A 9385-nucleotide genomic window follows, 5' to 3' on the forward strand; every position below is an offset into this window, starting at 1 on the left:
AAACATTTTAGAGCAATATAGGGTTGATAACGCTAACAAAACACTGGACGAAAACAGTATAAAATAAGGGACTTAAAAAACTCCCACAAGTACTTGACTCAATCAAATTAAATCGTTTTCTTGACGGTTTATCAACTTAGAAGTACAATAAATGTGTTGTAATTTTGTATCATTTTGAGGGAAGTTGAAGAATTTTAAATTAAAGTTACCCTTAAAAATGATCACTCTATATGAAACTATTAAAACTACAAGGGGGGAAAAACATGGCGGGGCAACGTGATTTTTATTGGAGAAGGTTACATTCATTGCTGGGTGTTGTTCCAATTGGAATTTTCTTAGTTCAGCACTTGGTGATTAACCACTTTGCCGTGTATGGAGAAGAAAGCTTTAATAAAGCAGCAGGATTTATGGCAGGGCTTCCATTTGTGATACTTTTGGAAATCTTTGTGATTTATCTGCCTATTCTTTATCATGCAGTATTAGGGGTGTACATAGCATTTACTGCAAATAATAATGTAGCGAGATTTGGATTTTTCCGTAACTGGATGTTTAAGCTTCAACGCTTAACAGGTCTGATTACCATTGTATTTATTGCATGGCATGTATGGGAAACACGTGTTCAAATAGGGCTTGGCAACGCAGATTTAGACTACAGCCTGATGGAAGGAATTCTTTCCAGCCCATTCATGTTCTGGTTCTATGTAATTGGTGTTGTTGCTGCGGTGTTCCATTTTGCAAACGGCCTATGGAGCTTCTTTGTAACATGGGGTATCACACAAACACCTAAATCACAACGTGTAATGACTTATGTAGCACTCTTCATCTTTTTTGCAGTAAGCTACATCGGTGTTAGAACATTAATTCAATTTGCTTATGGTGTGTAAGAGTAGTAAATAGGGGAGTGAGTCAATTATATGAGTAATCGTAAAGTTGCTGTTGTTGGTGGGGGTCTTGCAGGTTTAATGGCTACCATTAAAGCAGCTGAAGCAGGTGTAAAAGTAGATTTATTTTCAATTGTTCCTGTAAAACGTTCTCACTCTGTATGTGCCCAAGGTGGAATCAATGGAGCGGTTAATACGAAAGGTGAAGGGGATTCACCAATGCTTCATTTTGATGACACAGTATACGGTGGAGACTTCTTAGCTAACCAGCCACAAGTAAAGGCGATGTGTGAGGCGGCTCCGGGAATTATACATATGTTTGACCGGATGGGAGTTATGTTTAACCGTACACCTGAGGGTCTACTTGATTTTAGACGTTTTGGTGGTACGCAAATGCACCGTACTGCATTTGCAGGGGCTACTACAGGACAACAATTATTATATGCTCTAGATGAACAGGTGCGTCGTTATGAAGTTGAGGGGTTAGTAACGAAGTATGAGGGATGGGAATTCCTTTCAGCTGTAATCGATGATGCAGGAATAGGCCGAGGAATTGTAGCTCAGAATATTAAATCACATGAGATCAGAGCTTTCCGTTCGGATGCGACAATTTTTGCTACAGGTGGACCTGGTATTATATTCGGTAAATCTACTAACTCGATGATCAATACTGGTTCTGCAGCAAGTGCGCTTTATCAGCAAGGTGTAAAATATGCAAATGGAGAGTTCATTCAAATTCACCCAACTGCAATTCCAGGAGATGACAAACTACGTCTTATGAGTGAATCTGCCCGTGGTGAGGGTGGACGAGTTTGGACGTATAAAGATGGTGAACCTTGGTACTTTCTTGAAGAAAAATATCCTGCTTATGGAAACCTTGTACCTCGTGACATTGCAACACGAGAAATCTTTGACGTGTGTGTAAACCAGAAGCTTGGAATCAATGGAGAAAACATGGTTTATCTTGATTTATCTCATAAAGATCCAAAAGAGCTTGATATTAAGCTTGGTGGAATTATAGAAATCTATGAAAAGTTCGTTGGTGAAGACCCACGTAAAGTTCCTATGAAAATCTTCCCGGCTGTTCATTATTCTATGGGTGGACTATGGATTGATGAAACTCAAATGACGAATATACCAGGGATTTTTGCAGCGGGAGAGGCTGATTATTCACAGCACGGAGCTAACCGTCTGGGGGCCAACTCATTGCTTTCTGCCATTTATGGTGGTTCAGTTGCTGGTCCGAAAGCAATCGAATATATCGATGGCTTAAAAACTCATGCAGATGATGTGGCAGATAGTTTGTTTGATCAGGCAGTACTGAAAGAACAAGAACAATTTGATGAGATGTTAGCTATGGACGGTACTGAAAATGCTTATGCCATTCATAAAGAACTTGGAGAATGGATGACAGATAATGTTACCGTTGTACGTGAAAATGCTAAATTATTGAAGACTGATGAAAAAATCCAAGAATTACTAGAACGCTGGGAAAACATTAATATTGGTGATACTTCTCGTTGGAGTAACCAAGGTGTCATGTTTACTCGTCAATTGAAAAACATGTTGCATCTTGCACGTGTAATTACAATTGGAGCCTATAAACGTGACGAAAGCCGTGGCGCTCACTACAAACCAGAATTTCCTGAGCGTAATGATGAAGATTTCCTGAAGACAACAATAGCAGAATTTGATACGAAGAATGAAGAACCGGTCATTAGCTACGAAGATGTTGATGTGTCACTCATCAAACCAAGAAAACGTGACTACACAACAGTAAACTAAGAGGGGGAGAATACAGATGGCTGAACATAGTACAGTTGAGTTTATAATAACTCGTCAGGACAGTCCCGACTCTAAGCCCTATGAAGAGACGTTTCATGTTCCATACCGTAAAAATATGAACGTCATTTCCGCATTAATGGAAATTCAAAAAAATCCGGTAACTGCAGATGGCAAGGAAACAACACCGGTTGCTTGGGAAATGAGTTGTTTAGAAGAAGTTTGTGGTGCTTGTTCCATGGTGATCAATGGAACGCCTCGACAATCTTGTGCCGCGTTGGTTGACCAGTTAGAGCAACCAATTCGTTTAGAACCGATGTCAACATTTCCGGTTGTACGTGATTTAATTGTTGATCGTGAACGTATGTTTGATGCATTGAAGCAAGTGAAGGCATGGATTCCTCTTGATGGAACGCATGATCTTGGGCCAGGTCCAAGAATGCCTGAAAACAAACGTCAATGGGCGTATGAACTATCTAAATGTATGACTTGTGGTGTATGTCTCGAAGCTTGCCCAAATGTGAATGACAAATCAGACTTCATTGGTCCGGCTGCTCTTTCACAAGCTCGTTTATTCAACTCACATCCAACAGGTGCAATGCATGCGAGCGAGCGCTTAGAAGGATTGATGGGTGAAGGGGGCATAGCAGGTTGCGGTAACTCGCAAAACTGTGTGCAAGTTTGTCCAAAAGGTATTCCACTTACCACTTCCATTGCAGCGATGAACCGTGCAACGAATCTTCACGCATTCAGAAGCTTCTTTGGTAGTGATGAAGCACTATAATGAATAGTATTACTTGAAAGTATTAAAATGGTCCTTTCCAATGTTGGTAAGGGCCATTTGGCTTAGTTGGGAGGAAAGTGTAATGAAATCGATCGATTATATTCATGACTTTGAACAGTGGCAGTCAGGCTTTTCATTTTCACTACCAATTAAAGTACGCTTCTCAGAAACAGACTTATATGGGCATGTTAACAATACATCTGTCTTTATATATTTTGAAGAAGCCCGTATCGAGTATCTGAATAGCCTCGGTTTATTTAAAGAACTTGGGCAAGACGAACTCGGTTTTGTTGTGGCTGATTTACAATGTAATTATCTGCGTCAGATGTATTTCAATGAGATTATTCACTTTTATGTAAAGGTGGAATCAGTTGGTAATACGTCATTTGATATCCACTACATGGCTAAGAACGAAAAAGGTGAAATTACATTAACAGGGAGAGGCCGATTAGTTACGATTGATTTGATAAAACAGAAACCACAAATCATCCCTTCTGACATGAGGATTGTACTAGAAGCTGAAATGAAAAACAATAACTAGAGGAAAAAAAGGAACAAACCGACTTTCCGAAGTAGAAAGTCGGTTTTTATTAAAGCTTAAGTTCTCCCATACGGAGAAGCTCCACTACTGCCTGCGATCGCCCCTTTACCCCTAACTTCTGCATCGCATTTGAAATATGGTTACGTACCGTTTTTTCTGAGATGAACAGTTTCTGGGCAATTTCTTTTGTTGTCATGTCTTGTACAAGCAGTTCAAATACTTCCTTTTCTCGCTTCGTTAATAATTGCTTCGGTTTATAGTTGCTGTCCTTCAAATTGATAACCCCTCCTTGCTCTTGATAGAGCTGCTTTTTGAAGGGAATTATTTAGTCATTATAGCTTATGAAAGGTTTACGATTTAGTGCGTAATAAATCACCCAATTTGTTGGAACTTTAATCGTTAGTCTTGATGAGGAGAAAGTTAGTCCAGCTTTGAAGTTCTTAAAATAATCGTTATACTTATTTACTATGTATGTAATAAAAATTTGTTATACTAATCTAGAGTATGGATAAAACAACGATAAGTTTTAAATACTTAGCAAGACTTGTACAAAAGTAGGAGGATACTATATGGAGCATAACAAAACATCACCAGAATCAATCGTTAAGATTGAAAAAAGGTTGAGATATATATCGGGAATGATTAAACAGAATGGAAGGAAAATCCTACATAATTACCCAATTACTTCTCCACAATTTGTTGCTTTACAATGGCTGTTGGAGGAAGGGGATTTAACTATTGGTGAGCTTTCTAATAGAATCAGTCTTGCATTCAGTACGACGACTGATTTAGTCGATCGGATGGAAAAGAATGACCTTGTTGAACGGATAAGAGATGAGAAGGATCGACGAGTGGTGAGAATTCATCTATTGGAAAAAGGAAAAGTAATTATTCATGAGGTTATTGAAAAACGACAAGAATATTTACAAGAAGTATTACAGGGGTTCGATGTAGAGCAAGCAGCTACATTAAATCATCTGCTTGATTTATTATACAACCGTATGAAAGAAGTAAACAAGAAATCTTAAAAAGGCGGAAGAGAAAGTGAATAGACCGATTGGAGTAATTGATTCAGGTGTAGGAGGTTTAACCGTTCTACAAGAAATGATGCGGCAGCTGCCGAGGGAAAAACTTATTTATCTTGGCGATACTAAGCGTTGTCCTTATGGACCAAGATCCAAAGAGGAGGTCCAAAAGTTCACTTGGGAAATGGTGGACTTTTTACTGGAAAAAGAAATTAAATTGCTGGTGATAGCTTGTAATACGGCTACAGCGTTTACAATAGAAGATTTGAAAAATAAGTTGGATATTCCTGTGATCGGTGTTATTAATCCAGGTGCTAGAGCGGCTATTAAAGCTACAAAAAATCATCATATTGGAATCATTGGGACAGAGGGAACGGTGAAAAGTGGAGCTTATCCAGAGGCTTTAGAACGTATAAACCCTAAAATACATGTAAAGGCGTTAGCATGTCCACCATTTGTTCCAATGGTGGAAAGAGGAATCTTTGCTGGAGATGAAGCGAAAGAAACGGTAGAGAAGACTCTTAAGCCATTAAAGAGTCTTAAAAATTTAGATACATTAATTTTAGGTTGTACACATTATCCATTATTAAAGCCAATTATCCAACAGGTGGTCGGTGATAATGTAACCGTAATTTCTTCAAGTGAAGAAACCGCTAGGGAAACAAGTGCTGTTTTGGAGATTGAACAGTTACAAAATAAAACTGGCTACCACCCTGTCCACGAAATATATTCAACCGGAGACATGGAGCTCTTCGATAAAATAGCCCAGCAGATTTTTATAAATGGGAAATACAAAGAACTTATCATAAAATCAGCAGAAATCGAAAAAGATTAGCCCATATAAGGCTAAACTTTTTTCTTTGTTTAACAAACAATTTAAATAGACTGTAGAATTGGATTCAGGATACTTTCTTTCCGTCCGCAGCCCTCCGCGGAAAGCTAGAGGTATTTGGACTGCGGACTTCCAGTAGAGGTTCTTCTTAATTCAATAATTTAAGAGTTAGTATTAAATGTTCAACTGAAATAAGTTATTTTTTTGAAGAAGGTCTATTTTTGAGGGATAGCTCGTATATATTGTAGTACAAACCATCGTAGGGGGGTTATTGCATGAAAGCGAGTCGAATAATTTTACCTGGAGTATGTGCTTCCATCTTATTACTATCAGCCTGTTTCCAAGGGGAACAGTCATCCATTGAAATCGATCCACCTAACAATGCAGAAGCAGTTAATGATACAACAGGTAATGAAACGGAGGAAGTTAAAGCTGAAGAGGAGGGTAGCGAAGCAGATGTACTCGAAACAACTGCACGTCAACTATATTTAATAGATGCAAACGGTATGGTTGCTTCGCAAATCCTGGAATTACCACTCCTTGAATCTAGAGAGGTGGCTACACAAGTATTAGAATACTTAGTTGTAGATGGTCCAGTCACTGAAGTGCTTCCTAATGGATTCCGAGCGGTTTTACCTGCTGGAACAGAAGTACTTGGGGTGAATCTCCTTGAAGATGGGACGATGATTGTGGATTTGTCTGAGGAATTCAAGGAATATGCCGCAGAGGATGAAGTGAAAATCCTTGAATCCATTACACATACTCTAACTCAATTTGAGAATGTGGACCGCGTCCAACTTTGGGTAAATGGACATCCACTGGATGAAATGCCAGTGAATGGCACACCAATTGGTAAAGGGTATTCAAAGGCGAATGGAATTAATGTTGTTCATACCGATACAATTGACTTTATCAACAGTGAAGCAATAACCATGTATTATCCGGTGAGTTATCAAGAAAACCAATATTATATCCCGGTTACTCAATATGTTGAGGCTGGTGATGAAGAAAAATATGAATCTATCGTAACTTCACTACTTGATGGACCTGGTTTTCTGACGAATGTATTGCATGTCTTTAACGACGAAACGATGTTGGTTGACGAACCGACAATTGCCGATGGTGTATTGGAGCTTACATTTAATGAAGCGATCCTAGAAGATAGTGAACAATCCATTATTGCAGATGAAGTAATCGAAACTCTTGTAAGGACTCTAACCGCTCAAGATGGAGTGGATGCTGTCGACATCAAAGTGGAAGACAGGGAACAGGTTAATAATGAGAACGGTGAAGCTTACACTGAGCCAGTAACAGCAGACAGCTTTCTTCCTTCGGACAAACTCTAGAATTTTAAAACCAGCAGTAATTGGACTGCTGGTTTTTTTGTGATTAAAATAGTCCTTGGTTTCGTAATTTTTCTTTAGAGAAAAGTATGGTAAGCTAGGTTTGATGAATGAGGAGGACGTAACTATGAGAAAAGATGGAAGAACAACAAACGAACTTAGACCAATTAAAATTACAACAGATTATATTATGCATCCAGAAGGGTCAGTATTAATAGAGGTAGGCAATACGAAAGTAATCTGTAATGCAAGTATAGAAGATCGGGTACCGCCTTTTATGAGAGGTCAAGGGAAAGGATGGATAACCGCTGAATACTCTATGCTACCGAGAGCTACAGAACAAAGAAATATTCGTGAATCGTCTAAGGGAAAAGTATCAGGTAGAACGATGGAAATACAGAGATTGATAGGTAGGGCATTACGATCTGTAGTAGACCTTGAGAGTTTTGGAGAGCGTACGGTATGGGTGGACTGTGATGTTATTCAAGCAGATGGAGGAACTAGAACGGCTTCGATAACTGGCGCATTTGTCGCTGTAGCACTCGCTTTTGGAGTTCTGCTGAAGAACAAAAAAATCAATCAATTGCCAGTAAAAGATTATTTGGCTGCAATCTCGGTTGGAGTTATGTCGACAGAACATGAGGTTATTGATTTAAACTATGAAGAAGATGCGGAAGCGAGAGTTGACATGAATATCGTTATGACAGGAAATGGAGAATTTGTTGAAATACAGGGGACAGGCGAAGAAGCAACCTTTTCCAAAGAACAGTTGTTTAGCATGCTTGATTTAGCTGACCGAGGAATTCAGCAACTATTTGACATCCAAAAAGAAGCGTTAGGCGAACTAGGTGAATTGATTGGAAGTGAAAGGCAAAGCAAGGGAGCATACGAATGAAGAAAATATTGATTGCGACTAGAAACAAAGGAAAAGTAAGAGAGTTCCGAGATTTTTTTCTTAAATATGATATTGAAGTGGAATCATTACTTGATATTCAGCAGGACCTTCCAGAGGTAGAAGAAACAGGGAAGACTTTTGAGGAGAATGCGGCAATTAAAGCTGAACAAATCGCTGAAATATTAAAAGTCCCGGTATTAGCAGATGATTCAGGGTTGATGGTTGATGCGTTAAATGGGGCACCGGGTATCTATTCTGCAAGATATGCAGGTGAAGGAAAAAGCGATGAAGATAATAATCGGAAACTATTAAAAGAATTGTATCAAGTTCCCAAAGGTGAACGTTCTGCTCGCTTTGTCTGCGTCCTTGCCATTGCAATCCCTGGGGAAGAAACCACTTTCTACAGAGGAGAGTGTGAAGGTGAAATAGGCACTGAACCTAAAGGAATTAATGGGTTTGGTTATGATCCCCTTTTTATTCCGAACGATTATGAGCAAACGATGGCTGAACTTGATCCTTCCGAGAAGAATAAAATCAGTCACCGGAGTCATGCGATTAGAAAATTGGAAAGTTGGGAAAAAATCATTAAAGGCTAAAGTAGGAATTATGTTTAAACCTCGAGGAAGGAGATGTGAGTGGAGACATGACAAAGGTTTTAATTCTCAGTGATAGCCACGGACTAACAGATGAATTATCAGAAATTAAAGCAAGGCATCAAGTAGATTACCGAATTCATTGTGGAGATTCTGAGCTAGATATAGATGCAGGTTCACTAGAAGGGTTTTATAAAGTGGCCGGCAATTGTGACTTTGACAATCGTTATCCTGGTGAACAAGTTTTAGAGCTGGGAGGATTGAAGTTTTTGGTCGTACATGGTCATTTACATAAAGTGAATCATGGACTTATGACCCTGTCTCTTCGTGCAAAAGAGGTAAATGCTGATGTAATATGTTTTGGACATACTCACCAAGCTGGTGTGGTGAGTGAAGGAGAGCAGCTGTTCATCAATCCTGGAAGCATATTACAACCAAGAGGTAATATAAAAGAAAAAACATATGCGATCCTTACTTGGAACTCAATTGATGATTTGACAGTCAAATTTTATAAGTTGAATGGTGAACCATACGAAGCTTTGGGTTACAGTACAAAATAATTTTTGAAAGCTTGCCGGGAGGAATCCCTGGGCAAGCTTTCAAAGTTAGAGTAAAATGTTTGTGGGAGAACATATACCCTGTCTTTGGTGTTGAAGTCGCAAGACTTCAACACCAAAGACAGGGCAAGCAAGCGAAGCGCGGTAGTATA

11 protein-coding genes are annotated in these 9385 nt (G+C 39.0%); 10 read left to right on the plus strand and 1 reads right to left on the minus strand.

The window, feature by feature from the left end:
• Positions 1–263 precede the first annotated feature (263 nt).
• From ACFSBH_RS13180 to ACFSBH_RS13195, 4 genes are all read left to right on the plus strand, one after another.
• Positions 264–884 (plus strand): succinate dehydrogenase cytochrome b558 subunit, encoded by a 621-nt coding sequence (locus ACFSBH_RS13180; RefSeq protein WP_251512581.1) that lies wholly within the window; start codon positions 264–266, stop codon positions 882–884.
• Positions 885–914: 30 nt separating this feature from the next.
• The gene (sdhA, locus tag ACFSBH_RS13185; protein WP_379597942.1) at positions 915–2666 is read left to right on the plus strand and encodes a succinate dehydrogenase flavoprotein subunit; all 1752 of its coding nucleotides are present in this window, start codon (positions 915–917) and stop codon (positions 2664–2666) included.
• Positions 2667–2682: 16 nt separating this feature from the next.
• Positions 2683–3447 (plus strand): succinate dehydrogenase iron-sulfur subunit, encoded by a 765-nt coding sequence (gene sdhB / locus ACFSBH_RS13190; protein WP_251512585.1) that lies wholly within the window; start codon positions 2683–2685, stop codon positions 3445–3447.
• A gap of 82 nt (positions 3448–3529) precedes the next feature.
• On the plus strand, positions 3530–3988 hold the full coding sequence (locus ACFSBH_RS13195) for an acyl-CoA thioesterase (protein WP_379597945.1): 459 nt from the start codon (positions 3530–3532) through the stop codon (positions 3986–3988).
• 49 nt (positions 3989–4037) lie between these two features.
• Here ACFSBH_RS13195 and ACFSBH_RS13200 read toward each other — a convergent pair whose 3' ends face one another.
• The gene (locus tag ACFSBH_RS13200; protein ID WP_156857869.1) at positions 4038–4262 is read right to left on the minus strand and encodes a helix-turn-helix domain-containing protein; all 225 of its coding nucleotides are present in this window, start codon (positions 4260–4262) and stop codon (positions 4038–4040) included.
• A gap of 295 nt (positions 4263–4557) precedes the next feature.
• Between ACFSBH_RS13200 and ACFSBH_RS13205 the strand changes: the two genes are divergently transcribed.
• From ACFSBH_RS13205 to ACFSBH_RS13230, 6 genes are all read left to right on the plus strand, one after another.
• Positions 4558–5016 carry a MarR family winged helix-turn-helix transcriptional regulator gene (locus ACFSBH_RS13205; protein WP_251512588.1) on the plus strand — a complete coding sequence of 153 codons (459 nt, stop codon included), beginning with the start codon at positions 4558–4560 and terminating at the stop codon, positions 5014–5016.
• Between the two features lie 16 nt (positions 5017–5032).
• Positions 5033–5848, plus strand: coding sequence for a glutamate racemase (gene racE, locus ACFSBH_RS13210; RefSeq protein ID WP_251512590.1), 816 nt, complete (start codon positions 5033–5035; stop codon positions 5846–5848).
• Between the two features lie 272 nt (positions 5849–6120).
• On the plus strand, positions 6121–7191 hold the full coding sequence (locus ACFSBH_RS13215) for a GerMN domain-containing protein (protein WP_251512593.1): 1071 nt from the start codon (positions 6121–6123) through the stop codon (positions 7189–7191).
• A 124-nt stretch (positions 7192–7315) separates the two neighbouring features.
• Positions 7316–8083 carry a ribonuclease PH gene (rph, locus tag ACFSBH_RS13220; protein WP_251512595.1) on the plus strand — a complete coding sequence of 256 codons (768 nt, stop codon included), beginning with the start codon at positions 7316–7318 and terminating at the stop codon, positions 8081–8083.
• Entirely contained in the window at positions 8080–8679 is a 600-nt protein-coding gene (locus tag ACFSBH_RS13225; RefSeq protein ID WP_251512597.1) for an XTP/dITP diphosphatase, read from the plus strand. Before rph ends, ACFSBH_RS13225 begins: the two co-directional genes overlap by 4 nt.
• Before the next feature lie 47 nt (positions 8680–8726).
• Entirely contained in the window at positions 8727–9236 is a 510-nt protein-coding gene (locus ACFSBH_RS13230; RefSeq protein ID WP_251512599.1) for a metallophosphoesterase, read from the plus strand.
• The last annotated feature ends 149 nt before the right edge of the window (positions 9237–9385 follow it).

The sequence above is a fragment of the Oceanobacillus luteolus genome, assembly GCF_042678205.1.
Taxonomy (GTDB): domain Bacteria; phylum Bacillota; class Bacilli; order Bacillales; family Amphibacillaceae; genus Oceanobacillus; species Oceanobacillus luteolus.